At 67.0% G+C, this 23,421-nt stretch carries 21 protein-coding genes and 1 tRNA gene; 15 read left to right on the top strand and 7 right to left on the bottom strand.

Annotated features, from left to right (window positions below):
* Window positions 1-272: 272 nt before the first annotated feature.
* Window positions 273-349 (bottom strand) — tRNA-Pro (locus tag HTY53_RS01640).
* 20 nt (window positions 350-369) lie between these two features.
* Window positions 370-1,299 (bottom strand): octaprenyl diphosphate synthase, encoded by a 930-nt coding sequence (gene ispB / locus HTY53_RS01635; RefSeq protein ID WP_174104687.1) that lies wholly within the window; start codon window positions 1,297-1,299, stop codon window positions 370-372.
* Window positions 1,300-1,851: 552 nt separating this feature from the next.
* Here ispB and rplU point away from each other — a divergent pair.
* The 4 genes from rplU to proB all read left to right on the top strand — a co-directional run bounded on the left by rplU (window position 1,852) and on the right by proB (window position 4,936).
* Complete coding sequence (gene rplU / locus HTY53_RS01630; RefSeq protein ID WP_006576525.1) at window positions 1,852-2,163, top strand: 50S ribosomal protein L21; 312 nt, start codon at window positions 1,852-1,854, stop codon at window positions 2,161-2,163.
* Between the two features lie 66 nt (window positions 2,164-2,229).
* Window positions 2,230-2,490 (top strand): 50S ribosomal protein L27, encoded by a 261-nt coding sequence (gene rpmA, locus HTY53_RS01625; RefSeq protein ID WP_006576524.1) that lies wholly within the window; start codon window positions 2,230-2,232, stop codon window positions 2,488-2,490.
* A gap of 137 nt (window positions 2,491-2,627) precedes the next feature.
* Window positions 2,628-3,725, top strand: coding sequence for an Obg family GTPase CgtA (cgtA, locus tag HTY53_RS01620; protein ID WP_174104625.1), 1,098 nt, complete (start codon window positions 2,628-2,630; stop codon window positions 3,723-3,725).
* Between the two features lie 86 nt (window positions 3,726-3,811).
* A complete protein-coding gene (gene proB, locus HTY53_RS01615) occupies window positions 3,812-4,936 on the top strand; it encodes a glutamate 5-kinase (protein WP_174104624.1) in 1,125 nt (374 codons plus the stop codon).
* Window positions 4,937-5,030: 94 nt separating this feature from the next.
* Here proB and HTY53_RS01610 read toward each other — a convergent pair whose 3' ends face one another.
* Complete coding sequence (locus HTY53_RS01610; RefSeq protein WP_238512814.1) at window positions 5,031-5,669, bottom strand: CNP1-like family protein; 639 nt, start codon at window positions 5,667-5,669, stop codon at window positions 5,031-5,033.
* Window positions 5,662-6,321 (bottom strand): RNA pyrophosphohydrolase, encoded by a 660-nt coding sequence (locus HTY53_RS01605; protein ID WP_174104623.1) that lies wholly within the window; start codon window positions 6,319-6,321, stop codon window positions 5,662-5,664. The genes HTY53_RS01610 and HTY53_RS01605 overlap by 8 nt, the downstream gene beginning before the upstream one ends.
* Before the next feature lie 224 nt (window positions 6,322-6,545).
* Between HTY53_RS01605 and HTY53_RS01600 the strand changes: the two genes are divergently transcribed.
* The 4 genes from HTY53_RS01600 to HTY53_RS01585 all read left to right on the top strand — a co-directional run bounded on the left by HTY53_RS01600 (window position 6,546) and on the right by HTY53_RS01585 (window position 10,846).
* On the top strand, window positions 6,546-8,273 hold the full coding sequence (locus tag HTY53_RS01600; RefSeq protein WP_174104622.1) for a proline--tRNA ligase: 1,728 nt from the start codon (window positions 6,546-6,548) through the stop codon (window positions 8,271-8,273).
* Window positions 8,274-8,340: 67 nt separating this feature from the next.
* Window positions 8,341-9,102 carry a transglycosylase SLT domain-containing protein gene (locus tag HTY53_RS01595; RefSeq protein WP_174104621.1) on the top strand — a complete coding sequence of 254 codons (762 nt, stop codon included), beginning with the start codon at window positions 8,341-8,343 and terminating at the stop codon, window positions 9,100-9,102.
* Window positions 9,099-10,061: a 2OG-Fe(II) oxygenase gene (locus HTY53_RS01590; protein ID WP_174104620.1), complete on the top strand. Its 963-nt coding sequence runs from the start codon at window positions 9,099-9,101 to the stop codon at window positions 10,059-10,061. Before HTY53_RS01595 ends, HTY53_RS01590 begins: the two co-directional genes overlap by 4 nt.
* Before the next feature lie 164 nt (window positions 10,062-10,225).
* Window positions 10,226-10,846, top strand: a complete 621-nt coding sequence (locus HTY53_RS01585) for a LysE family translocator (protein WP_174104619.1) — start codon at window positions 10,226-10,228, stop codon at window positions 10,844-10,846.
* A 40-nt stretch (window positions 10,847-10,886) separates the two neighbouring features.
* Here the strand turns inward: HTY53_RS01585 and HTY53_RS01580 are convergent, their stop codons facing one another.
* Window positions 10,887-11,432, bottom strand: a complete 546-nt coding sequence (locus tag HTY53_RS01580; protein ID WP_174104618.1) for a hypoxanthine-guanine phosphoribosyltransferase — start codon at window positions 11,430-11,432, stop codon at window positions 10,887-10,889.
* Window positions 11,433-11,571: 139 nt separating this feature from the next.
* Entirely contained in the window at window positions 11,572-12,975 is a 1,404-nt protein-coding gene (gene ffh, locus HTY53_RS01575; RefSeq protein WP_174104617.1) for a signal recognition particle protein, read from the bottom strand.
* A gap of 245 nt (window positions 12,976-13,220) precedes the next feature.
* On the opposite strand from ffh, the gene HTY53_RS01570 reads away from it, so the two are divergent.
* From HTY53_RS01570 to HTY53_RS01540, 7 genes are all read left to right on the top strand, one after another.
* Window positions 13,221-14,180, top strand: a complete 960-nt coding sequence (locus tag HTY53_RS01570; RefSeq protein WP_174104616.1) for a cytochrome C assembly family protein — start codon at window positions 13,221-13,223, stop codon at window positions 14,178-14,180.
* A gap of 15 nt (window positions 14,181-14,195) precedes the next feature.
* On the top strand, window positions 14,196-14,504 hold the full coding sequence (locus HTY53_RS01565) for a PP0621 family protein (RefSeq protein WP_174104615.1): 309 nt from the start codon (window positions 14,196-14,198) through the stop codon (window positions 14,502-14,504).
* Entirely contained in the window at window positions 14,501-15,106 is a 606-nt protein-coding gene (gene ampD, locus HTY53_RS01560; protein WP_174104614.1) for a 1,6-anhydro-N-acetylmuramyl-L-alanine amidase AmpD, read from the top strand. The genes HTY53_RS01565 and ampD overlap by 4 nt, the downstream gene beginning before the upstream one ends.
* A gap of 504 nt (window positions 15,107-15,610) precedes the next feature.
* On the top strand, window positions 15,611-18,550 hold the full coding sequence (locus HTY53_RS01555) for a ribonucleoside-diphosphate reductase subunit alpha (RefSeq protein ID WP_174104613.1): 2,940 nt from the start codon (window positions 15,611-15,613) through the stop codon (window positions 18,548-18,550).
* 154 nt (window positions 18,551-18,704) lie between these two features.
* Entirely contained in the window at window positions 18,705-19,907 is a 1,203-nt protein-coding gene (locus HTY53_RS01550) for a ribonucleotide-diphosphate reductase subunit beta (protein WP_149316597.1), read from the top strand.
* A gap of 184 nt (window positions 19,908-20,091) precedes the next feature.
* Window positions 20,092-21,372, top strand: coding sequence for a DUF445 domain-containing protein (locus tag HTY53_RS01545; protein WP_174104612.1), 1,281 nt, complete (start codon window positions 20,092-20,094; stop codon window positions 21,370-21,372).
* A gap of 257 nt (window positions 21,373-21,629) precedes the next feature.
* The gene (locus HTY53_RS01540) at window positions 21,630-22,406 is read left to right on the top strand and encodes a pentapeptide repeat-containing protein (protein WP_174104611.1); all 777 of its coding nucleotides are present in this window, start codon (window positions 21,630-21,632) and stop codon (window positions 22,404-22,406) included.
* Between the two features lie 115 nt (window positions 22,407-22,521).
* On the opposite strand, the gene HTY53_RS01535 is transcribed toward HTY53_RS01540, so the two are convergent.
* Complete coding sequence (locus HTY53_RS01535; RefSeq protein WP_174104610.1) at window positions 22,522-23,421, bottom strand: recombination-associated protein RdgC; 900 nt, start codon at window positions 23,419-23,421, stop codon at window positions 22,522-22,524.

Raw genomic sequence — 23,421 nt, 5'->3', positions numbered from 1 at the left:
ATGGCGGGGTCGTATTGGATCGGCGCGTCGGCGGTGGCGATCATGGCGGGGCAGGGGCGGTGGAGGAGGGGCCCAGTGTGCGATGCGGCGGCGCGGACGGAAATGCGCGCAGTCTCAAAACGGAATGGACCGCGATGTCGCGTACCTGCCTAAGGTCGTGCCCAAGTCCCTGCGCAAAAGCGTGCCGAAATGACGCGGCGCCGGCGACGCGATACGAGCAAAGCACCAAAGCAAAAGGGCCGTGCATCGCTGCACGGCCCTTTCGGAAAAACTGGTCGGGGTGAGAGGATTCGAACCTCCGGCCTCTACGTCCCGAACGTAGCGCTCTACCAGGCTAAGCTACACCCCGTTTTTGTTTCCGCTGCGGCGTCAGGACTGACGTTGCAGCGAGAAAGCACATAACTTTATCAGCGTTTCCTTCAGTTGTGAAGGGGGAAATTGCATTGCGGCACGTTCGGCTGCATCGGCCTCCCGTTTTGCGGCCTCGAAGGTCGCATCCAGGGCCCCGCATTGATGGATGGCCGAGAACACCGCGTCGAAGTGTTCGGTGCCGCCCTGGACGATCGCCTCGCGCGCCAGCGTGCGTTGCTCGGCGGTGCCATGTTCCATCAGATGCAGCAGCGGCAGCGTCGGCTTGCCCTCGCGCAGATCGTCGCCGGCGTTCTTGCCCATCTGCTCCGCGCTGGCGGTGTAGTCGAGCATGTCGTCGATCAGCTGGAAGGCGGTGCCGATGCGGCGGCCGTATTCTGCGGCGGCCTCTTCCATCGCCGCGTCGGCGCCCGCCAGCACCGCGCCGAGCTGGGCCGAGGCCTCGAACAGCTTGGCGGTCTTGTAGCGGATCACCTGCAGATAGCGCTCCACCGTGACGTCGGGGTCGTGCATGTTGAGCAGCTGCAGGACCTCGCCCTCGGCGATCACATTGGTCGCGTCGGACAGGATCTGCATGATCCGCATGCTGCCGGCGTCGACCATCATCTGGAAGGCGCGCGAATAGAGGAAGTCGCCGACCAGCACGCTGGCGGCATTGCCGAACACCGCGTTGGCGGTCTGGCGGCCGCGCCGCAGTTCGGACTCGTCCACCACGTCGTCGTGCAGCAGCGTGGCGGTGTGGATGAATTCCACCACCGCGGCCAGTTCGTGATGGCGGTGTCCGTCATAGCCGAGGGCGCGTGCCGACAGCAGCAGGATCACGGGACGCAGGCGCTTGCCGCCCGCGCCGATGATGTATTCGCCGATCTGTTCGATCAGTGGCACTTCGGAAGACAGGCGCTGCCGGATGACTGCATCGACGGCGCGCATGTCGGCAGCGACCGGAGCGAGCAAGGCAGAGGCGGAAGACTCGGACAAGATGATCACCGTTACGCAGAACGAGCGATTATATGCGATGGCCGTGTCCAGATGGCTTGCCGTGCGCGCGATTGCGGCGCGGTTCGGGCCTGCCCGCCGCGTTCGGTGGCCACCTGGCGAAGTCGGGGCGGCCGCGGCCTGACGCCTATAATGCGCGCATGAAGAAGCCCGCCGCTCCCGATGGCCATGGCCGCCGTCCGTCCCGCCGCCTCGCGTGGTGGGTCGCCTTCGCCGCTCTGGCGGGATTCCTGCTGGCTGAGGCCACCTGACCACCGGCTCCGGCAAGTGCATTGCCCGCCCCTGCGGGGCTATGTGTTTGTTTTCTTTGCACTTTTCCCGCTGCTCGTATAGAATGCCGAGTTTCCTCCGGCTGAACTGCTGTTGTTGCGTCCGTGCCGGCGGGAGATAACCGGGCCGAAAGCGCGTTGCATGGCCGCTTCGCCTAGCCGCGAAGCCGCGCCAGTGCTGGCTTTTGGGCGTTTATTCACATCGAGAGGTTCGACAATGTACGCGGTCGTAAAAACCGGCGGCAAGCAATACAAGGTTGCTGCTGGCGAAAAACTGAAAGTAGAACAGATACCGGCAGACATTGGCGCAGAAATCACGCTCGACCAAGTGCTCGCAGTGGGCGCTGGCGACCAGATCAAGTTTGGTACGCCGCTGGTCAGCGGGGCTTCCGTCAAAGCTACCGTTATCTCCCAAGGTCGTCACGACAAGGTGAAGATCTTCAAGATGCGCCGTCGCAAGCATTACCAGAAGCGTCAAGGCCATCGCCAGAATTACACCGAACTGCGCATCGAAGCGATCGTTGCCTGAGTCCACGCGGACGGCAACGAGACAGCAAATCGAGCGACATTCAGGTATAGCGACAGGAGTTAAGTCATGGCACAGAAAAAAGGCGGCGGTTCCACACGGAACGGCCGCGATTCCGAATCGAAGCGTCTGGGCGTGAAGGTGTTTGGTGGCCAGGCCATCAACGCCGGCGGCATCATCATCCGCCAGCGCGGTACCCGCGTGCATGCCGGCGAGAACGTCGGCGTGGGCAAGGACCACACCCTCTTCGCCCTGGTTGACGGCCACGTGAAGTTCGCCGTCAAGGGCGCTGCCAAGAAGCAGCAGGTCAGCGTCGTTCCGGCAGCCTGACCACTGCCTTGCAGCACGAAGGCCCCGCAACCCTTGCGGGGCTTTTTCTTTTCTGGCGACAATGTCGAACGTCGCCCGCCGCCGGCAGCGCCTGACCAGGTCTTTCGTCGCGGCACGCTCCATCACGGATAGTCATCATGAAGTTCATCGACGAAGCCCGAATCGAAGTCATTGCCGGCAATGGGGGCAATGGCAGCGCGTCGTTCCGGCGCGAGAAGTTTGTGCCGTTCGGCGGGCCGGACGGCGGCGATGGCGGCCGTGGCGGCAGCGTCTACGCGGTGGCCGATCGCAACATCAACACGCTGATCGATTTCCGCTACGCGAAGAAGCACGTCGCCCGCAACGGCGAGAACGGCCGCGGCTCGGATTGCTATGGCGCCGCCGGCGAGGACGTGACGCTGCGCATGCCGGTCGGCACGCTGATCACCGACATGGACAGCGGCGAAGTCATCGCCGACCTGACCGAGCACGGTCAGAAGGTTTGCCTGGCCGAAGGCGGCATCGGCGGCTGGGGCAATCTGCATTTCAAGTCCAGTACCAACCGCGCGCCGCGCCAGCAGGTCGACGGCAAGCCGGGCGAGCGCCGCATGCTCAAGCTCGAGCTGAAGGTGCTGGCCGACGTGGGCCTGCTTGGCATGCCCAATGCCGGCAAGTCGACCTTCATCTCGCACGTCTCCAATGCGCGGCCCAAGGTGGCGGACTATCCGTTCACCACGCTGCATCCGAACCTCGGCGTGGTGCGCGTCGACCATGAGCAATCGTTCGTGATCGCCGATATCCCGGGGCTGATCGAAGGCGCCGCCGAGGGCGCGGGCCTGGGCCATCAGTTCCTGCGCCATCTGCAGCGCACCGGGCTGCTGCTGCATATCGTCGATCTGGCGCCGTTCGACGAGTCCGTCGATCCGGTCGCCGAGGCGCGCGCCATCGTCAACGAGCTGAAGAAGTACGATACCGAGCTGTACGAGAAGCCGCGCTGGCTGGTGCTGAACAAGCTCGACATGGTCCCGGAGGACGAGCGCGAGGCGCGCGTCAAGGACTTCATCAAGCGCTACAAGTGGAAGGGGCCGGTGTTCCGCATCTCGGCGCTGACCGGCGAGGGCTGCCGCGAACTGACCTATGCGATCAAGGACCATCTGGCCGCGCTGAAGGCCGAGGAGGCCGCGGCGCTGGCCGAGCCCGACGTGCGTCTGGACGAGCGGCTGCACAACGTCGACCGCGACGGACAACAAGGCTGATCTCGCGCCGAATATCTCCCTGCATCCTCGCGCCGAACTTCCGCGCCGGATCCTTGCCCGGCACGACCCCATTTCAGGAGACAGAGTTGCCCACCCAATCGGTCATCGCGCAGGCCAGGCGCATCGTCGTCAAGGTCGGATCGAGCCTCGTCACCAATGACGGCAAGGGGCTGGACCACGACGCCATCGCCCGCTGGGCGGCGCAGATCGCCAAGCTGCGCACCGCCGGCAAGGAAGTCGTGCTGGTCAGTTCGGGGGCGATCGCCGAAGGCATGCAGCGGCTGGGGTGGGTACGCCGTCCGCGCGAGATCCACGAGCTGCAGGCGGCCGCCGCAGTCGGGCAGATGGGTTTGGCGCAGGTCTACGAAAGCCAGTTCGGCCGCTATGGCATCCGCACCGCGCAGGTGTTGCTGACCCATGCCGACCTGGCCGACCGCGAGCGCTATCTGAATGCCCGCTCGACGCTGCTGACGCTGCTCGGGCTTGGCGTAGTGCCGATCATCAACGAGAACGACACGGTCGTCACCGATGAAATCAAGTTCGGCGACAACGATACGCTGGGCGCGCTGGTGACCAACCTGATCGAGGGCGATGCACTGGTGATCCTGACCGACCAGCGGGGGCTCTACACCGCCGATCCGCGCAAGGACCCGGCCGCCGAGTTCGTCCACGAGGCGCTGGCCGGCACGCTCGAACTCGAGGCAATGGCCGGCGGTGCCGGTACCGCGATCGGCCGCGGCGGCATGCTGACCAAGATCCTGGCGGCCAAGCGCGCCGCCAAGTCCGGCGCGCATACCGTGATCGCGTCGGGACGCGAGGCCGACGTGCTGGCGCGGCTGGCCGGCGGCGAGGCGATTGGCACGCAACTGCTGGCGCCGACCGGGCGACTGACTGCGCGCAAGCAATGGATGGCCGACCATCTGCAGTTGCGCGGCCGCGTCGTCATCGATGCCGGCGCAGTCGACAAGCTGACCGCGGGCGGCAAGTCGCTGCTGCCGATCGGCGTGGTGGAGGTGCAGGGTGAGTTCGCGCGCGGCGAGGTCATCGCCTGCGTCGACGCCCAGGGGCGCGAGGTCGCGCGCGGCCTGACCAACTATTCGAGCGCCGAGGCGCGGCTGATCGCCCGCAAGCCGTCATCGGAGATCGAATCGGTGCTCGGCCATCTGAACGAGCCCGAGCTGATTCACCGGGACAACCTGGTGCTGGTCTGAGCGGCGGGGCGGATCGGCAGGGCAAGGCCGGCAAGGATGGCAACTCGCCGCCCTCTCGGCTTCGACCCTGACCGTTACGTCCCGGAAATGCGCCTTACCTGTACGCGCCCTGGCGCGCAACGCCGTCGCGGATCGCGCGGACGATATCTTCGCTCTTGCCCGCCACTGCGCGTCCGTCGCACAGATACTCGGCCGCCAGCGTGGCCGCATAGCTGTTCCGCACGCTGGTGCTCATCGGCCGCCATTGCTCGGCGCCCGCGCTCTGGTTCGGCACCCACGTCTTGCTGCCGGGCGGCATGGTGGCGAACAGCTTGCGCTGGAACACGTCGCAGCGCACCCCTTCGTAGCTGATGTTGCGTACGCCGGTCGGGCTGGTGACCACCGCGGTGTAGCGCACCGCGCCGTCTTCGCCGACCGTGACCGACCTGGCGTCCACCGCGAACGACAGGCGCCCGGTGGTGCTGACGTCGAACGGCAGCAGATCGGCATCGGCTGGAGGCGGCGGCAGCTTGGTCGCGGCCTCCTGAAAGCCCTTGGAAGCGAGCCGGTCGAGCAGAAAGACGGGTTCTTCTTCGTCCTCTGCTTCCAGCTGGGCGGCGCGCTTGGGCGTCTCGGTGCTCGTCGAACACGCGCTCACCAGGGCGAGCGCGAACAGCGTGGCAAGCCCGGCAGCCAGACCCCGGGGGATCGCGCTGCCGGCGTGGCGTCGGCCGAAGCCGGCGGGTTTAGTCATCAGTGCTCCGCGTTTGGACGCAGACCGGCGATTCCGGCTGCGTCAGGGTAGGGGACGGCTGGCTGGCGGCCGGCGCATTGCCCGGGCCTTGCCGGCCCGCGCGTTGGCCGCCGGCGCGGCCGGGGTTGCCATGGGTCCCGGCATGGTGGTTGCCATAGGGACTCAGCGGCGCCCGCTGGCCGCGATGCAGAAAGCGCGACAGTTCCGTCAGCGCCATCTGGTAGACCTCGCGCTTGAATTCGATCACCGCGTCGAGCGGCACCCAGTACTGGCTCCAGCGCCAGGCGTCGAATTCCGGGTGGTCGGTGGCACGCAGGCAGATATCGCAATCGCGCGCCGCCATGCGCAGCAGGAACCAGATCTGTTTCTGCCCCTTGTAATGCCCGCGAATTTCGCGGCGTATGAACTTGTCCGGCACCTCGTAACGCAGCCAGTCGCGCGTGCGACCGACGATCCTGACGTGCTCGGGCAGCAGTCCGACCTCTTCATGCAGTTCGCGGTACATCGCCTGTTCCGGCGTCTCGCCGTATTTGATGCCGCCTTGCGGAAACTGCCAAGAATGTTCGCCGATTCGCTTGCCCCAGAACACCTCGTTCCGTGCGTTGATGAGGATGATGCCGACGTTCGGGCGAAAGCCTTCACGATCGAGCATGACTGCACCTCGAATCCTTTAGAATTACGTCGATTATAAAGGAAGCGCAGGGTCCGTCCGGGGCGGCCCGAGGTGCTGGTTTTCCCCGACGAAATGCGTCGTTTCAGGCGCCTTTCGCCGGTCCACGCACCGTGTCCCCGCCTGCTTTTTTTGGGCCCCGTTTCCCCCTTACGCCTTTTCCCATCGATCCGCGCCGCGCGCGCTGTCCCAACCGAAAGCCACGGATGAAAGCTTCGCAATTCTTCATTTCCACTCTCAAGGAAGCCCCCGCCGACGCCGAGATCGTCTCGCACAAGCTAATGATGCGCGCCGGCATGATCAAGAAGCTGGGTGCCGGCATCTATAGCTATATGCCAGTCGGCATGCGCGTGATCCGCAAGATCGAGCAGATCGTCCGCGAGGAGATGAACCGCGCCGGCGCCGTCGAACTGCTGATGCCGTTCGTGCAGCCGGCCGAGCTGTGGCAGGAGACCGGCCGCTGGGACAAGATGGGCGCCGAGCTGCTGCGCCTGAAGGACCGCCATGAGCGCGACTTCGTGCTGCAGCCGACCTCGGAAGAGGTGGTCACCGACATCGTCCGCACCGAGATCCGCAGCTACAAGCAGCTGCCGCTGAACCTGTACCAGATCCAGACCAAGTTCCGCGACGAGCGCCGGCCGCGCTTCGGCATCATGCGCGGGCGCGAGTTCACGATGAAGGACGCTTATTCCTTCGATCGGGACGAGGAAGCGATGAAGGTCTCGTACCGCAAGATGTACGACGCCTATATCCGCATCTTCCAGCGCTTCGGCCTGGAATTCCGCGCGGTGGCGGCCGACAACGGCGCGATCGGCGGCTCCGGATCGCACGAGTTCCACGTGATCGCCGACACCGGCGAGGACGCGATCGTCTATTGCCCCGAGTCGGACTACGCGGCCAATATGGAGGCCGCCGAGGCCCTGCCGCTGGTGGCCGAGCGTGCGCCGGCGCGCGAGGCGCTGACGCGCACGCCCACGCCGGGCAAGGCCAAGTGCGAGGACGTCGCCGAGCTGCTTGGCATCCCGCTGGAGCGCACCGTCAAGTCGATCGTGCTGGCGACCGACGGCGCCGAAGGGCAGCCCGCGCAGATCTGGCTGCTGCTGCTGCGCGGCGATCACGACCTGAACGAGATCAAGGCGTCCAAGGTGCCTGGCCTGGCCGAGTTCCGCTTTGCCACCGAGGCAGAGATCGTTGCGACCTTCGGCACGCCGCCGGGCTACCTGGGCCCGATCGGTGCGAAGGCGCCGATCAAGGTGGTGGCCGACCGCACCGTCGCCAACATGAGCGACTTCGTCTGCGGCGCCAACGAGCGCGACTATCACCTGACCGGCGTCAACTGGGGCCGCGACCTGCCCGAGCCCCTCGTGGCGGACCTGCGCAACGTGGTGGCGGGCGACGCCTCGCCCGACGGCAAGGGCCGGCTGGCGATCTGCCGCGGCATCGAGGTCGGCCACGTGTTCATGCTGGGCACGCGCTATTCGGCGGCGATGAACGCGACCTTTCTCGACGAGAACGGCAAGACCCAGCCGATGCAGATGGGCTGCTACGGCATCGGCGTGACCCGTATCGTCGGCGCGGCGATCGAACAGAACTACGACGAGCGCGGCATCATCTGGCCGGACGCGATCGCGCCGTTCCAGGTGGTGGTGTGCCCGGTCGGCTACGACCGTTCGGAAGCGGTCAAGGCCGAGGCCGACCGCATCCATGCCGAGCTGCTGGCTGCGGGCGTCGACGCGATCCTGGACGACCGCGGCGAGCGCCCGGGCGTGATGTTCGCCGACTGGGAGCTGATCGGCGTGCCGCACCGCGTGGTGGTCGGCGACCGCGGCCTGAAGGAAGGCCAGGTCGAGTACCAGGGCCGGCGCGATGCCGAGGCAAGCCGCGTGGCAGTGGCCGACATCGTCGGGCATGTCCGCAAGCTTCTGGCCGACTGAGGCAATGCAGCCGCCGCGATGCGCCGCCATCGCGGCGCCGTGCCCGCGCCGGTGGCCGGGGCGGGCGATGCTGGCCTCGGTACTGTTGTCCGCGCTGGCGTTGCTGCTGACCGCGCCAGCCGTGCACGCCGGCGCCCAGCGTGAAGAGCAGCTGGCCGACGCGGTGCGCGGCGCGCTGGCCGCGGCGATCGCCGATGCGCGGCCCGCCCGGCCGGTATTCGCCTCCGCCGGCGAGCGGCAGGCCTATCTGCGCTGGGTCGCCGAAATGTCGCGCCGCCTCGAGCGGCGCATTCCCGAGGCGCCGATCCGCACCGAGCTCGTCGAGACGGTCTACTACGAGGCCCGGCGAGCCGGGCTCGAGCCCGCGCTGGTGCTCGGCCTGATCCAGGTCGAGAGCAACTTCCGCAAGTACGCGATCAGCACGGCCGGCGCGCGCGGGCTGATGCAGGTGATGCCGTTCTGGGTGCGCACCATCGGCGATGGCGACGCCCGCAAGCTGTTCCATCTGCAGAGCAATCTGCGCTACGGCTGTACCATCCTGCGCCACTACCTGGACCGCGAGTCCGGCGATCTGTTTCTGGCGCTGGGCCGCTACAACGGCAGCCGCGGCCGCGCGGACTATCCGAACGCGGTGCTGGCCGCGTGGAAGCGCTGGCAAGAGGCCGAAGCCGCAGCCACCGTGGCGAGCGCTACCGAGCCCAACGGCGCGTTGGCGGCTGCCGCAACCGACCCCGGCCGTGCGAGCGTTACCGCCGCGCGCCTGCTGCCGCCCCGATCCCTCGGCAGCCCCGCTGCGTTCCCGCCCACCCGCCTGTCCGATCCGTCATGACTTCCCGCTCGCATCCGGCGGCCGGCAAGACCGGCTACGCCACTTCGTCGCCCGAACTGGAACGCTGGCTGGCCCGGCATATCGCGCAAGGCTTCGGCGCCGATGCGCTGGTGCGTTCCATGTGCCAGTCCGGCTACGATGCCGCCTTTGCGCGGGCCACGGTGCAGGCCGCGTTTGCCGGCGTCTCTGCCCGACCCGGTGCAGCCGGCCCGCGGTCGGGTCCGTCGCCGTCCCGGACGTCGAAGGCCGAGACCGCTGCCGAAGTCACCGCAGGTAGCGCGCAGCGCGCCGACGCAGCGGGCTGCCCCATCCGTTCTCCCAACGCCCTGCCCGCCGGCGACGGCCGTGACGTGCCGGTACTGTTTGCGCTGGAATCGCCGCGCATCGCGCTGTTCCAGCGGCTGCTGATGCCGGACGAATGCGATGCGCTGATCGCGCTATCGCGCGGCCGGCTGGCGCGCTCGCCGGTGGTCAATCCCGATACCGGCGACGAAAACCTGATCGATGCGCGCACCAGCATGGGCGCGATGTTCCAGGTCGGCGAGCATCCGCTGATCGAAACGCTGGAGGCGCGCATCGCCGCGGTGACCGGCGTCCCGGTGGAGCAGGGCGAAGGGCTGCAGATCCTGAACTACAAGCCCGGCGCCGAATACCAGCCGCACTACGACTTCTTCAATCCGCAGCGCCCGGGCGAGGCGCGTCAGTTGCGAGTAGGCGGCCAGCGCATGGCGACGCTGGTGATCTATCTGAACGACGTCCCCGCCGGCGGCGCGACTGCCTTCCCGAAGCTGGGTTTGCGCGTCAATCCGGTCAAGGGCAATGCGGTGTTCTTCGCCTATCTCGGCGAGGACGGGACGCTGGACGAGCGCACGCTGCACGCCGGGCTGCCGGTCGAGCAGGGCGAGAAGTGGATCGCCACCAAGTGGCTGCGGGAAGCGCCGTATCGGGGCGAAGGCTGAGGGAACGCAGGCCGTGGAACTCGCAGGCGTGACTTCCGCCGGCCGCTTCCCATCTGTGCCGAACCGGCAGCAGCACTGTGCCGGGCTTTTCAGGTGAATCTGTACCGGTACTGTACAGGGTCGCCGCGCTAGACTGCCGCTTTCCCCTGCCTTCAGGAGTTGCCATGGCGCTGTCGGAAATGGCGGCAGGCTCTGCCGTATTTGCCGCGTTCAGCGGTTTCGTGCTGGTATCGTCGATCACGCCCGGACCGAACAACACGATGGTGCTGGCCTCCGGCGTCAATTTCGGTTTTGTTCGCACCATTCCCCATCTGCTGGGCATCAGCAGCGGTTTCGCCCTGATGATCGCGCTGATCGGGCTGGGACTGGGTTCGCTGTTCACGGCCCTGCCATGGACCTGGCCGGTGCTGCGCGTGGCGGCCACCGTCTATCTGGTCTATCTGGCCTGGAAGCTGGCCACCGCGGGCGGCGTGCAGGACCGCCAGGTCGGCAGGCCGATGGGATTCCTGCAGGCGGCCGCATTCCAGTGGGTCAATCCGAAGGCGTGGGTGATGGCGGTGGGCGCGTGCAGCGCCTATGTGCTGCACCCGAATGTCTGGCTCAACGTCCTGCTGCTGGCCGGCCTGTCGGCGATCATCAATCTGCCCAGCGTGGCGGTATGGGCGGTGTTCGGCGCCTCGCTGCGCCGCTGGCTGGCGCGCCCGCGCGTGCTGCGCGTGTTCAACGTGACGATGGCCCTGCTGCTGCTCGGTTCGCTGTGGCCGATCCTGGCGGCCGGACACTGAGGCGCGTCCGGCCACGCGCGACACCGGCGGCGGCGCCAGCTCAGTCCTTCAGCGCGCGGATGGTGCCGAGGTTGCGCCAGTAGCCCTTGGCGTCCATGCCGCAACCGAACACATAACGGTCCGGCACCGTAAAGCCGCAGAAGTCGGGATGCATCGGCTTGGCTTTCGCCAGCGTCTTCTCGCACAGCACCGCGGCGTAGAACTCGCGCGCGCCCATGTCCATGATGCGCTGGCGGATCGCCGCCATGGTCTCGCCCTCGTCGAGGATGTCGTCGAGCACCAGCACGGTCCGGTCCTTGACCGAATCGCGCGGCGCCACGCGCCATTGCATCTCGCCACCGACGGTCTTGTTGTTGTAGCGGGACAGGTGGATGTAGTCGAACTCCAGCGGGAATTCGAGCTTGGGCAGCAGCATGCCGGTGAACACCACGGCGCCGCCCATCACCGACAGCACCAGCGGGAAGCGGTCCCCCATCTTGTCGGCGATCTCGCGCGCCATGCGGTCCAGCGATTGCTGCACGGCCTGCGCGCTGACGATTTCCTCGGAGTTGGCCCACAGTTCGCGGGCCTGTTCGGCAGTCATCATGATGTTCGGTCCTGATCTGGCGGTGTTCTTTGCGGCGGCAGCGGGCCAAGGGCCAAGGCGCCGCGGTCGGTGATGCGATTGATGCGATTGTTGCGGTCGGTGCGGTCGGTCGCGCGGTCAGGCTTCGCTCGGCGGCCGATCAGCGATTGAACAGGCCCTTCATGCCGCCCTTCATTCCGCCCATCGAGCGCATCATCTTGGCCATGCCGCCGCCCTTGAGCTTCTTCATCATGCTCTGCATCTGATCGAACTGGTTCAGCAGGCGGTTCACTTCCTGCACCGGCACGCCGGCGCCCGCGGCGATGCGGCGCTTGCGGCTGGCCTTGATCAGTTCGGGCTTGGCGCGCTCGGCCGGCGTCATGCTGTTGATGATGCCTTCCATGCGGCGCACCTGTTTTTCGGCCTGGTCCATATTGGCCCCCTGGGCCTGCTGGGCGAACTGCGCCGGCAGCTTGTCGACCAGGCTGCCCAGGCCCCCCATCTTCTTCATCTGGCCGATCTGGGCCTTGAAGTCCTCGAGGTCGAAGCCGCCGGTCTTCTTGATCTTCTTGGCCAGCTTCTCGGCCGCTTCCATGTCGACGCCGCGCTGCGCCTCCTCGACCAGCGCGAGGATGTCGCCCATGCCCAGAATGCGCTGGGCCATGCGGTCCGGGTAGAAGGCTTCGAGGCCGTCGAGCTTTTCGCCGACGCCGACGAACTTGATCGGCCGGCCGGTCACGTGGCGCACCGACAGGGCCGCGCCGCCGCGCGCGTCGCCGTCGAGCTTGGTCAGCACCACGCCGGTCAGCGGCAGCGTGTCGTTGAACGCCTTGGCGGTGTTGACCGCGTCCTGGCCCAGCATCGCGTCGACCACGAACAGTGTTTCGGCCGGCTTGAGCTCGGCGTGCAGCGCGGCGATCTCGCGCATCATCGCCTCGTCGATACCCAGGCGGCCGGCGGTGTCGACGATCAGCACGTCGTGATAGTGCTTGCGCGCCCAGTCGACCGCGGCACGCGCGATATCGACCGGCTTCTGGTCCGGCTGCGAGGGGAAGAAGTCCGCGCCGACCTGTTCCGACACGGTCTTGAGCTGCGCGATCGCGGCGGGGCGGTAGACGTCGCACGAGACCGTCAGCACCTTCTTCTTCCTGTTTTCCTTCAGCCATTTGGCCAGCTTGCCGACCGTGGTGGTCTTGCCGGCGCCCTGCAGGCCGGCCATCAGGATGATCGCCGGCGGCTGCACCGCCAGGTTCAGCTCGGCCGCCTTGCCCGGCGCGCCATCGGCCGAGACGGCTTCCTCGCCGCCGATGACCTTGGTCAGTTCGCGCTGCACCACGCCGACCAGAGCCTGGCCCGGCGTGAGGCTGCCGACCACTTCCTCGCCGAGCGCCTTTTCCTTGACGCGGGCGACGAACTCGCGCACGACCGGCAGCGCGACGTCGGCCTCCAGCATGGCCAGGCGAACCTCCCGCAACATCTCCGCGGTATTGGCTTCGGTCAGGCGTGCCTCGCCGCGCATGGTCTTGACGACCCGCGCCAGGCGTTGAGTGAGATTGTCCAGCATGGCAGAAATCCGGAGGTGGGCTTTGTAGGGTTGCGGCGCGCCGCGGCTGCATTGACGGTGCGCGACCGTGCGTTTCGGCGACCGGGGCGTGGCCGGCGGGGCCCGCGGGTACCAATCGGGCGGATTCGCCGGGGCGTGGATCGCGGCGTGGCCATCGGGCCTTGCCGCCGCGGGTCACTGCCGTCGGTCATCGCCGTCGGTCACTGCGTCGGTCACTGCAACAGGCGCTAGGGTAAACTGCGCGAATGGCGATTGTACTGTATGCCCTGACGGCACTCCTCTATTGCGCGCTGGCCTATCACGGCTGGGCGACGCGCCATGCCGGGCTGGCGGCCAGCACGGCCGGCGGTCCGAGTCTCGGGGGGCAGTCCGGCTCGATGGTGCTGGTGCCGGGTCCCGCGCCGGGCGGCAGCGCGCAGGGGCAACCTGCCTGGTGGCATGTGCTGATGGTGGCGGTGCTCGCCAGCCACGGGATGCTGCTGCATGAAACCATCTTTCCGGCCGACCGCATGGTGTTCGGCTTCGCCTTCGCACTGTCGGCGATGCTGTGGCTGGGCGTCGGTATCTATTGGATCGAAAGCTTCTTCTTCTCGCTGGCGGGCCTGGGCCTGGTGGTGGTCCCGGTGGCGATGCTGGCCAGCCTGATGCCGCTCGCCTTCCCGGGCGCGCAGATTCTGGGCTACGCGGCGCGGCCGCTGTTCAAGCTGCATTTCATCATCGCCAACGTGGCCTACGGCCTGTTCACGCTGGCGGCTTTCCATGCCTTCCTGATGCTGCTGGTCGAGCGCCGGCTGCATGGCTTCAATCGCGGCCACGGCGTGCATGTGCCGGGCGGGGCGATGGCCGCCGGCTCGGCGCAGCAGGTCGGGTGGCTGGGCCGCTGGCTCGATTTGCTGCCGCCGCTGCTGACGCTGGAGAAGCTGCTGTTCCGGCTGATCGCGGCCGGCTTCGTGCTGCTGACGCTGACCATCGCCTCGGGCCTGCTGTTCTCCGAGGAGCTGTTCGGCCGGGTCTTCCGGTTCGACCACAAGACGGTGTTCGCGGTGGTTTCGTGGGTGATGTTCGCCGGCATCCTGGCCGGCCGGCGGTTCTACGGCTGGCGCGGGCGCGTGGCGCTGCGCTGGGTCATCGCCTCCTTCTGCATCCTGCTGCTGGCCTATGTCGGCAGCCGCTTCGTGATCGAAGTGATTCTGCACCGCCTCTGAAGCAAGGCCTTGTCGATGGCGCGTCTGTTCCTGTTGCTGGCGATCCTGCTGGCCATTTTCTGGTGGCTCGGCAGCCGCGTGCGTGCGCGCCGGGCCGAACCCCCGCCGGCAGACCCGGGCGTGCCGCGGCAGGGCGCGCATCCTGACGCAAACGGCCGCGCGCAGGAGCCGATGGTGCCGTGCGCCCATTGCGGCGTGCATCTGCCGCGCAGCGAGGCGATCGCCTACCAGGGCCTGCACTACTGCCGTGCAGCCCATCTGCCCGAAGCCCAGGACCGGCAAGGCGTCCGCGGCGATCGCGACGACCGCGGCGGTCCGGCATGACGGCGCCGCTGCTGCCCAAGCTGCGGCTTGACGGCGCGGGCTGGGTCGATGGCGCCCGCCGGGTGCCGTCGCCCAACTTCGATCCGCGGCCGCCCGGCATGCCGGTCGATCTGCTGGTGGTGCACAACATCAGCCTGCCGCCCGGCGAGTTCGGCAGCGACGACATCGAGGCCCTGTTCCTGAACCGGCTCGATCCAGACCGCCATCCGTTCTTCGCCACCATCCACCAGGTCCGCGTGTCGGCGCATTTCCTGGTGCGGCGCAGCGGCGAGCTGGTGCAGTTCGTCTCGTGCGAGGACCGCGCCTGGCATGCCGGCCAGTCGGCCTTCTGCGGGCGCGAGCGCTGCAACGACTTCTCGATCGGCATCGAACTGGAAGGCTGCGACACGCTGCCGTTCGAGCCGGCCCAGTACGACACCGCGGCCGCGCTGACGCGGCTGCTGGTGCGCGCCTATCCGATCGCGGCCGTGGCCGGCCACAGCGATATCGCGCCCGGCCGCAAGACCGATCCCGGTCCATGCTTCGACTGGCCGCGCTTTGCGCAGGCCGCCGGCCTCGCTCCGGCGATGCTGCCGTACTGCCGTGGCGGGGCGGCGGCCTAGCCGAAAACCCCGTGCCGATGCGGGGCTATCGGAAGCGGCGCGCTAATCGAAAAAAATTCTTTCGTCGGTGCGGCAGCCGACAAAATCGCCGCAACCCTTGAGCCGCTTGGTCTGGCGGGGAGCCGGGAGTCTGGCGCGGTGCCGGACCGGCCCGCGGACGCGCTTGTCAAGACTGGTCAACGCGATTCATTTCACTATACTTAGTCCAGCTTTTCGTTATGACCACTATATCTAGTGGTGCTTTCGGGGAGCCGACCTAGGCGTGCAGCGTTCGCCACGGGCTCGGCAGGTTACCTTCGCGCCACGCGCGTCAAGCGTTTCCAGCCGGCCAGGAGCCGACAACGCACGCGCGCCGCAGGATCGGCACGTCACAAGAGCCCTCCACGGGAATGCAGCAAGGCAGTAATCCGGCACGGCATCGCCGCGCGCGGGATGTCTCTTTTTGCGCATTTTCCAGGGGCTCTTTGTCGTTGATAACACTGGTCACCAAAACAGGAGTGCTTCATGCAGACGGCCCAACAAGAATTCGCCGGCAAGGCCGGTTCCGCCGCCGTGGCGCAGCCGAGCCCCGCCGCTGCGAACGCCGCTGGCAACTACCAGGATTACAAGATCATCCGCCGCAACGGCGCGGTGGTCGCTTTCGAGCCGAGCAAGATCTCGGTGGCCATGACCAAGGCCTTCCTCGCCGTCAACGGCGGGCAGGGCGCCGCCTCGGCGCGTGTGCGCGAGCTGGTCGAGCAACTGACCCAGAACGTGGTGCGCGCGCTGCTGCGCAGCCGTCCGAACGGCGGCACCTTCCATATCGAGGACGTGCAGGATCATGTCGAACTGGCGCTGATGCGCTCGGGCGAGCATGAGGTGGCGCGCGCCTACGTGCTCTATCGCGAGAAGCGCAACCAGGAGCGCGGCCAGGCCAACGCGCAGGCCGTCGCCCGCGTGGCGCAGGCTGTGGCCAACTTCAACGTCACGGACGGCGGCGTGACCCGCCCGCTGGACCTGGTCGCGCTGCACGCGCTGATCGACACCGCCTGCGCCGGTCTGGGCGAGGGCGTCGATGCCGAGCCGATCCTGAAGGAGACGGTCAAGAACCTGTACGACGGCGTGCCGATGAGCCAGGTCTACGACTCGGCCATCCTCGCCGCCCGCACGCTGATCGAGAAGGACCCGGCCTACAGCCAGGTCACCGCCCGCATCCTGCTGCACACCATCCGCAAGGAAATCCTCGGCGAGGAAGTGACCCAGGCCGAGATGGGCAGCCGCTACGCCGACTACTTCCCGAAGTTCATCGCCCGCGGCATCGAGGCAGAACTGCTCGACGAGAAGCTGGCGACCTTCGACCTGGCGCGCCTGGGCGCGGCGCTGGACGCCTCGCGCGACTTCCAGTTCAACTACCTGGGCCTGCAGACGCTGTACGACCGCTACTTCCTGCACATCGACGAGACCCGCATCGAGATGCCGCAGGCCTTCTTCATGCGCGTGGCGATGGGCCTGGCGCTGAACGAGCAGGACCGTGAAGGCCGCGCGATCGAGTTCTACAACCTGCTGTCGTCGTTCGACTTCATGTCCTCGACGCCGACGCTGTTCAATTCGGGCACGCGCCGCTCGCAGCTGTCCTCGTGCTACCTGACCACGATCTCCGACGATCTGGAAGGCATCTACGAGGGCCTGAAGGAGAATGCGCTGCTGTCGAAGTTCGCCGGGGGCCTGGGCAACGACTGGACCAATGTGCGCGCGCTGGGCTCGCACATCAAGGGCACCAACGGCAAGTCGCAGGGCGTGGTGCCGTTCCTGAAGGTGGTCAACGACACCGCCGTGGCGGTCAACCAGGGCGGCAAGCGCAAGGGCGCGGTCTGCGCCTACCTGGAGACGTGGCACTTGGACATCGAGGAATTCCTTGAGCTGCGCAAGAACACCGGCGACGATCGCCGCCGCACGCACGACATGAACACCGCGAACTGGATTCCGGACCTGTTCATGAAGCGCGTGATGGAGAACGGCGAATGGACGCTGTTCTCGCCGTCGACCTGCCCGGACCTGCACGACAAGGTCGGCAAGGAATTCGAGAAGGCCTACCTCGGCTACGAGGAGAAGGTCGCGCGCGGCGAACTGAAGCTGTTCAAGAAGATCCCGGCGATGCAGCTGTGGCGCAAGATGCTGGGCATGCTGTTCGAGACCGGCCATCCGTGGATCACCTTCAAGGATCCCTGCAACATCCGCAGCCCGCAGCAGCACGTCGGCGTGGTCCACAGCTCCAACCTGTGCACCGAGATCACGCTGAACACCAACGACAGCGAGATCGCGGTCTGCAACCTCGGATCGGTCAACCTGGTCGCCCACCTGAAGCAGCAGGCCGACGGCAGCCACGTGCTCGATCACGCCAAGCTCGAGAAGACCATCCGCACCGCGATGCGCATGCTCGACAACGTGATCGACATCAACTACTACGCGGTCGACAAGGCGCGCAATTCGAACCTGCGCCACCGTCCGGTCGGCATGGGCATCATGGGCTTCCAGGACTGCCTGCACGTGCTGCGCGTGCCGTATGCCAGCGACGCCGCGGTGCAGTTCGCCGACACCTCGATGGAGGCGGTCTGCTACTACGCCTACCAGGCCTCGACCGAGCTGGCCGAAGAGCGCGGCCGCTACAGCACCTACGAGGGCTCGCTGTGGGATCGCGGCATCCTGCCGCAGGACTCGCTGAAGCTGCTGGCCGAGGAACGCGGCGGCTACCTCGAGGTCGACCAGTCGTCGACGATGGATTGGGACAAGCTGCGCGCGCGCATCAAGCAGCACGGCATGCGCAACTCGAACTGCATCGCGATCGCGCCGACCGCGACGATCTCGAACATCATCGGCGTGTCGGCCTGCATCGAGCCGACCTTCCAGAACCTGTACGTCAAGTCGAACCTGTCGGGCGAGTTCACGGTGGTCAATGACTACCTGGTGCGCGACCTGAAGGCACGCGGCCTGTGGGACGAGGTGATGGTCGCCGACCTGAAGTACTTCGACGGCTCGCTGGCCCGCATCGACCGCATCCCGCAGGACCTGCGCGACCTGTACGCGACCGCGTTCGAGGTCGAGCCGACCTGGCTGGTGGAGGCCGCCAGCCGCCGCCAGAAGTGGATCGACCAGGCCCAGTCGCTGAACATCTACATGGCCGGCGCGTCGGGCAAGAAGCTGGACGATACCTACAAGCTGGCCTGGATCCGCGGCCTGAAGACGACCTACTACCTGCGCACCATCGCGGCCACGCACGTCGAGAAGTCGACCGTGTCGCGCGGTTCGCTGAACGCGGTGTCGTCGGGTGCTGCCACCGGCGGTGTGTCGGCCTCGTCGATCGACCAGGTTGCCGCCTCGGCCCCGGCGATGCCCGAAGCCGAAGGCGCGGTCTGCACGATGCGCCCGGGCGATCCGGGGTTCGACGAGTGCGAAGCCTGCCAGTAAGGACTGCCATCAACCGGGCGACGCCGGCCCGCTGCGCCTCGCGGCGCGGGCCGGCACCGATACCGGACCCAATACTGGACCCGATGCCGGTCCCCATGCCTGCGCTGCGCGCAGCGGGACCGGCTGACCAGAGCGTTACACGGAGAACAACACCATGCTGAGCTGGGACGACGACGTTCAAGCCAATCCGCAGGCTGCCCCGCAGCCTGCTCCCCAACCTGCGCTGCAACCCGCCGTGGCGGCAACGGCCGACCAGCAGGGCGTGCTGCCGCCCGCCGCGACGCAGCCGGGCGCCGGCATCCTCGGCAACAACCCGAACGCCGCGGCCGCGCAGAGCACGCGCCGCGTCAACGCCGCCGACAAGCGCGTGATCAACGGCGCCACCGACGTCAACCAGCTGGTGCCGTTCAAGTACAAATGGGCCTGGGAGAAGTACCTGGCCGGCTGCGCCAACCACTGGATGCCGCAGGAAATCAACATGTCGCGCGACATCGCGCTGTGGAAGGACCCGAACGGCCTGACCGAGGACGAGCGCCGCATCATCAAGCGCAACCTGGGCTTCTTCGTCACCGCCGATTCGCTGGCCGCCAACAATATCGTGCTGGGCACCTACCGGCAGATCACCGCGCCCGAGTGCCGCCAGTACCTGCTGCGCCAGGCCTTCGAAGAGGCGATCCACACGCACGCCTACCAGTACATCGTCGAGTCGCTGGGGCTGAACGAGGCCGAGATCTTCAACGCCTATCACGAGGTGCCATCGATCCGCGACAAGGACGAGTTCCTGATCCCGTTCATCGACACGCTGACCGATCCGTCGTTCAAGACCGGCACGCCCGAGAACGACCAGAAGCTGCTGAAGTCGCTGATCGTGTTCGCCTGCATCATGGAAGGCCTGTTCTTCTATGTCGGCTTCACGCAGATCCTGGCGATGGGCCGGCAGAACAAGATGACCGGCGCGGCCGAGCAGTACCAGTACATCCTGCGCGACGAGTCGCTGCACTGCAATTTCGGCATCGACCTGATCAACCAGATCAAGCTCGAGAACCCGCATCTGTGGACGGCGGAGTTCAAGGAAGAGATCGTCGGCCTGTTCCGGAAGGCGGTCGACCTCGAATACCGCTACGCCGAGGACACCATGCCGCGCGGCGTGCTGGGCCTGAACGCGCCGATGTTCAAGAGCTATCTGCGCTTCATCTGCAATCGCCGCTGCCAGCAGATCGGCCTCGATCCGCTGTTCCCGAACGAGGAAAACCCGTTCCCGTGGATGAGCGAGATGATCGACCTGAAGAAGGAGCGCAACTTCTTCGAGACGCGCGTGATCGAGTACCAGACGGGCGGTGCGCTGTCCTGGGATTGATGCGACGCTGCGTTTGCCCGCGGGGTGAAGCTGTCGGCCAGTAGTCGGCCTGCAGCCGGCCTGGAGTCGGCCAGCAACCGGGCCAGTATCCGGCCAGTAGCGGGAATGCGGTAAAAATGGGACGTTTCAACCGAAACGTCCCATTTTTTTTGCCCCGCGAACTGTGGCAGCGCAAGGAGACGCCATGCAGCAAGGCCGGAACGCCGGCAAGGAAGCCGAACTGAAGCGCATGCAATATGTGGCGCTGGCCTGCGTGGGCGCGGCGGCGGCAGTGTTTGTCGCGACGCTGTTCCTGCCGCCGGCATTCTGGGTTCGGCTGCTCAGGGCCGGCGCCGAGGCGGCGATGGTCGGCGGTCTGGCGGACTGGTTCGCGGTCGTGGCCCTGTTCCGGCGGCCGCTTGGCCTGCCGATCCCGCATACCGCGATCATCCCGAAAAACAAGAACCGCATCGCCGAGAATCTCGCCGCCTTCGTCCGCGACAAGTTCCTGAACCCCGAGGTCGTCACGGACCTGATCCGGCGCAGCGATCCGGCCCAACGGCTCGCCACCTGGTTCAGCGTGCCGGCCAATGCGCGGCGCATCGGCCGGCACGCGGCCGACCTGATGCGCGTCCTGCTCGATTTGGTGGACGACCGGCGTATCCAGGCATTCCTCAACGATGCCGCGCGTACGGTCATCGGCCGCATCGATTTCTCGCAGGCGCTGGGGTCCGTGCTCGAGATGCTGACCCGCGGCGGCAGCCATCAGCAACTGCTCGACGCCGTCCTCAAACATGCGATCGACCTGCTGAGACGGCACGAGACCCAGCAGCTGATCGCCCAGCGCGTGGTCACCTGGCTCAAGAGCGAGCACAAGTGGAAGCAGATCGTGCTGCCGACCGAATGGCTGGGCGACAAGGCTGCCGAGGCGGCGCGCACCAACGTGATCGACTTTCTCGATGAGGTCGCCCGGATGCCGGCGCACGAGCTGCGCGCGGCCTTCGACAAGGCGCTGCAAGCCTTGATCGAGAAGCTCAGGACCGATGAGGCGTTCCTGCGGAAAGGCGAGGAGCTGAAGGAATTCGTGCTGCAGAATCCAGAACTGGCCGACTATGCGCGCAGTGTGTGGGCCGCGCTGCGCGACTGGCTGTGCGCCGACCTGCAGACCAGCTCCCCGCTGTTGGAGCAACAGGTCGAGCGCGTGGGGCTGTGGTTCGGCCAGAAGCTGGCGCAGGATCCGGAACTGCGTCGCTCCCTCAACGACCACGCCGAGTCGTTCGCCGGGACGGCGGCACCGCAGTTCGCGCAATTCCTGACGTCCCATATCAGCGACACGGTGCGCAACTGGGACGCGACCGACATGTCCCGGCAGATCGAACTGAGCATCGGCCCCGACCTGCAGTACATCCGGATCAGCGGCACGGTGGTGGGCTGTTGCATCGGCATCCTGCTCTTTCTGGTATCGCACCTGGGCGACATGCTCTGAGCGGGCTGCCGGGCTTTGCTGCCGGACTCGTGTTTACCCTGAGGTGCGCGCCGATCTACGCGGGCTTCCTTCCTGGACGGTCCATCGTCGTGAGGCCTCGGTCACCAACGCCGCAAGGAGCGGACCAAAATCGATAGTCTGCTGTCCTAACGGCATGGTCTGACGCTGGCGCGGCAGGAACAATGGCTCCCATTCGATTCGACCATTCGAATCGATCATTCGACCCAGCAGCCTGATTCCACAGCGGGAGAGCCGACATGACCATTCCCAGTATCCATCGCGGCGTTGCCGTGCCTTCCGCGTCGGAGCAGACCGGCGCGATCCCCACTGCGTCGACGAGACCGGTGGGCGCCGGTATCGAGATCGCGGTGCATGACGCGGCCCAGACCGCGCCGGCGGCCCACGATGCCATGCCGCGACAGCGCAGCTGGCAGCGCTTCCTGGACCTGGCGCGGCGGCTGGTCGGGATGCACGCAGACGACGCCACGCGTGCCCCGTCGTCGACCGCCGCGCACCGCAGCGCGTTGCTGCGCCGCCTGAGCCTGGACCCGCCCGACGAGGCGCCGCTGACGGCGCTGGCCTTCGATTTCAGCAACGCCGATCTGGCCGGTGCCGATCCGGCGGTCGCAGGCGTATCGCACCTGCGTTTCAACGGCGCCAATCTGCAGCGGGCCACGTTGCGCGACATCAGCCTGGCGTGGACCGATTTCAGCGGTGCCCGGCTCGACGGGGCGCGCATCACGATCGCAGCGCAGACGCTGGCACGGGTGGCGCGGCCCAGCGTGCTGGCGCTGGCGCTGCAATCGATCGCGACCATCGACACGCGCCATGCGGGGCTGCGGCGGGAGCTGATGGAGCAGGTGCTGGGCGCCCTGCAGCAGGCCGCGACCTTGGCGCGGCGGGACCGCGCCATGCTGCCGTCCGAGCTGGCCGCGCTGGTGTCCGTGCATCCCCTGTTTGCCGGCATGCCGGGCCTGGAGGCCGTGCTGGAGCGATGCGCCCCCGCGCGCGCCGAACCGCGTCAGGCGCGCTGAGTTCAAGGCAGCATCAGGCCCGTCCCGTTTCGTTTCGTCTCGTCTCGTCCCGTTTCGTCTCGGCTCGTCTCGTCTCGCCTCGCCTCGCCTCGCCTCGGACCTCGACGGGCCCTCCTCAGTGCTTTCGTTCCCCGCCGAGCGCTTCGGTCAGATCGCCCAGCATGGCCGACAGCTCGCCGGCCATCAGCGCGAAGTCTGCGTCGAAGCGTTCGTCCTCGTCGCTCATGGTGCCGTCGATCTGCTCCTTGACCACATCGAGCGGCGCCACGCGCTTGATCGCCAGCGCGTCGGTCAGCACAAACGAGACCCGATCGTTCCAGGTCATCGCCAGGCGCGTGCAGCGCTTGCCGGCGGCGATATGGCGGCGCAGTTCTTCGGCATCGAGCGGATGGCGGACATAGCGGACGGTGGCCTTGCTCTCGGCGCTGGCCTGCAGTTCGATCTCCTGATCGACGGTAAAGCCGGCCGGTGCCGCATCGTCGGCCAGCCAGCCGGTCATCGCCGCCACCGGCGACTGGTTGACCTGCAGCGACGTCAGCGGCAGCGGGTCCAGCGCCTTGAACAGCAGCGTGCGAACCTCGTCCGCCTTGATCGCCGAGGCGGCGTCGATCGCCAGCCAGCCCCGCTCGGGATCGATCCAGACGCGCGTATCGCGCCGGATGCTGAAGGCGCGCGGCAGCAGCTCCTCGGTGATCTGCTCCTTGAGCTCGCGCAGCTGCTTGCGGCCCGGCTTGTAGCCTTGCTGCTCCTCGAGTTCGGCCGCGCGGGCCTTGGTGACCTGATTGACCACGGTGGCCGGCAGCAGCTTCTTCTCGGCACGCATGGTCAGCAGCATCTGCTTGCCCACGCGATGCACCAGCGCGCCGTTATCGCGCGGCGAGGCCCATCCCTGGGTCTGCATTTCGAGGCTGGTACCTGGATAGAAGGCGTGCGAGGCGAGGCAGGCCTCGACCTCGTCGGCGTCCTTGTTCCAGGGTGCGGAGAAGCGGTGCAGCTGAAGATTCTTGAACCACAT

Source organism: Cupriavidus gilardii, from assembly GCF_013314895.1.
GTDB classification, from domain to species: domain Bacteria; phylum Pseudomonadota; class Gammaproteobacteria; order Burkholderiales; family Burkholderiaceae; genus Cupriavidus; species Cupriavidus gilardii_C.
Note: the sequence above shows the minus strand (reverse complement) of the source record. Positions and strands in the feature narration are given on the sequence as shown.

What these genes read in the sequence shown, in the direction of transcription:
- ispB (WP_174104687.1), bottom strand. Translation starts at nt 1,299, where the DNA reads ATGCGCGCCGTCGATGCAGTCATCCGGCAGCGCCTGTCTTCCGAAGTG.
- rplU (WP_006576525.1), top strand. Translation starts at nt 1,852, where the DNA reads ATGTACGCGGTCGTAAAAACCGGCGGCAAGCAATACAAGGTTGCTGCT.
- rpmA (WP_006576524.1), top strand. Translation starts at nt 2,230, where the DNA reads ATGGCACAGAAAAAAGGCGGCGGTTCCACACGGAACGGCCGCGATTCC.
- cgtA (WP_174104625.1), top strand. Translation starts at nt 2,628, where the DNA reads ATGAAGTTCATCGACGAAGCCCGAATCGAAGTCATTGCCGGCAATGGG.
- HTY53_RS01610 (WP_238512814.1), bottom strand. Translation starts at nt 5,669, where the DNA reads ATGACTAAACCCGCCGGCTTCGGCCGACGCCACGCCGGCAGCGCGATC.
- HTY53_RS01605 (WP_174104623.1), bottom strand. Translation starts at nt 6,321, where the DNA reads ATGCTCGATCGTGAAGGCTTTCGCCCGAACGTCGGCATCATCCTCATC.
- HTY53_RS01600 (WP_174104622.1), top strand. Translation starts at nt 6,546, where the DNA reads ATGAAAGCTTCGCAATTCTTCATTTCCACTCTCAAGGAAGCCCCCGCC.
- HTY53_RS01595 (WP_174104621.1), top strand. Translation starts at nt 8,341, where the DNA reads ATGCTGGCCTCGGTACTGTTGTCCGCGCTGGCGTTGCTGCTGACCGCG.
- HTY53_RS01590 (WP_174104620.1), top strand. Translation starts at nt 9,099, where the DNA reads ATGACTTCCCGCTCGCATCCGGCGGCCGGCAAGACCGGCTACGCCACT.
- HTY53_RS01585 (WP_174104619.1), top strand. Translation starts at nt 10,226, where the DNA reads ATGGCGCTGTCGGAAATGGCGGCAGGCTCTGCCGTATTTGCCGCGTTC.
- HTY53_RS01580 (WP_174104618.1), bottom strand. Translation starts at nt 11,432, where the DNA reads ATGATGACTGCCGAACAGGCCCGCGAACTGTGGGCCAACTCCGAGGAA.
- ffh (WP_174104617.1), bottom strand. Translation starts at nt 12,975, where the DNA reads ATGCTGGACAATCTCACTCAACGCCTGGCGCGGGTCGTCAAGACCATG.
- HTY53_RS01570 (WP_174104616.1), top strand. Translation starts at nt 13,221, where the DNA reads ATGGCGATTGTACTGTATGCCCTGACGGCACTCCTCTATTGCGCGCTG.
- HTY53_RS01565 (WP_174104615.1), top strand. Translation starts at nt 14,196, where the DNA reads ATGGCGCGTCTGTTCCTGTTGCTGGCGATCCTGCTGGCCATTTTCTGG.
- ampD (WP_174104614.1), top strand. Translation starts at nt 14,501, where the DNA reads ATGACGGCGCCGCTGCTGCCCAAGCTGCGGCTTGACGGCGCGGGCTGG.
- HTY53_RS01555 (WP_174104613.1), top strand. Translation starts at nt 15,611, where the DNA reads ATGCAGACGGCCCAACAAGAATTCGCCGGCAAGGCCGGTTCCGCCGCC.
- HTY53_RS01550 (WP_149316597.1), top strand. Translation starts at nt 18,705, where the DNA reads ATGCTGAGCTGGGACGACGACGTTCAAGCCAATCCGCAGGCTGCCCCG.
- HTY53_RS01545 (WP_174104612.1), top strand. Translation starts at nt 20,092, where the DNA reads ATGCAGCAAGGCCGGAACGCCGGCAAGGAAGCCGAACTGAAGCGCATG.
- HTY53_RS01540 (WP_174104611.1), top strand. Translation starts at nt 21,630, where the DNA reads ATGACCATTCCCAGTATCCATCGCGGCGTTGCCGTGCCTTCCGCGTCG.
- HTY53_RS01535 (WP_174104610.1), bottom strand. Translation starts at nt 23,421, where the DNA reads ATGTGGTTCAAGAATCTTCAGCTGCACCGCTTCTCCGCACCCTGGAAC.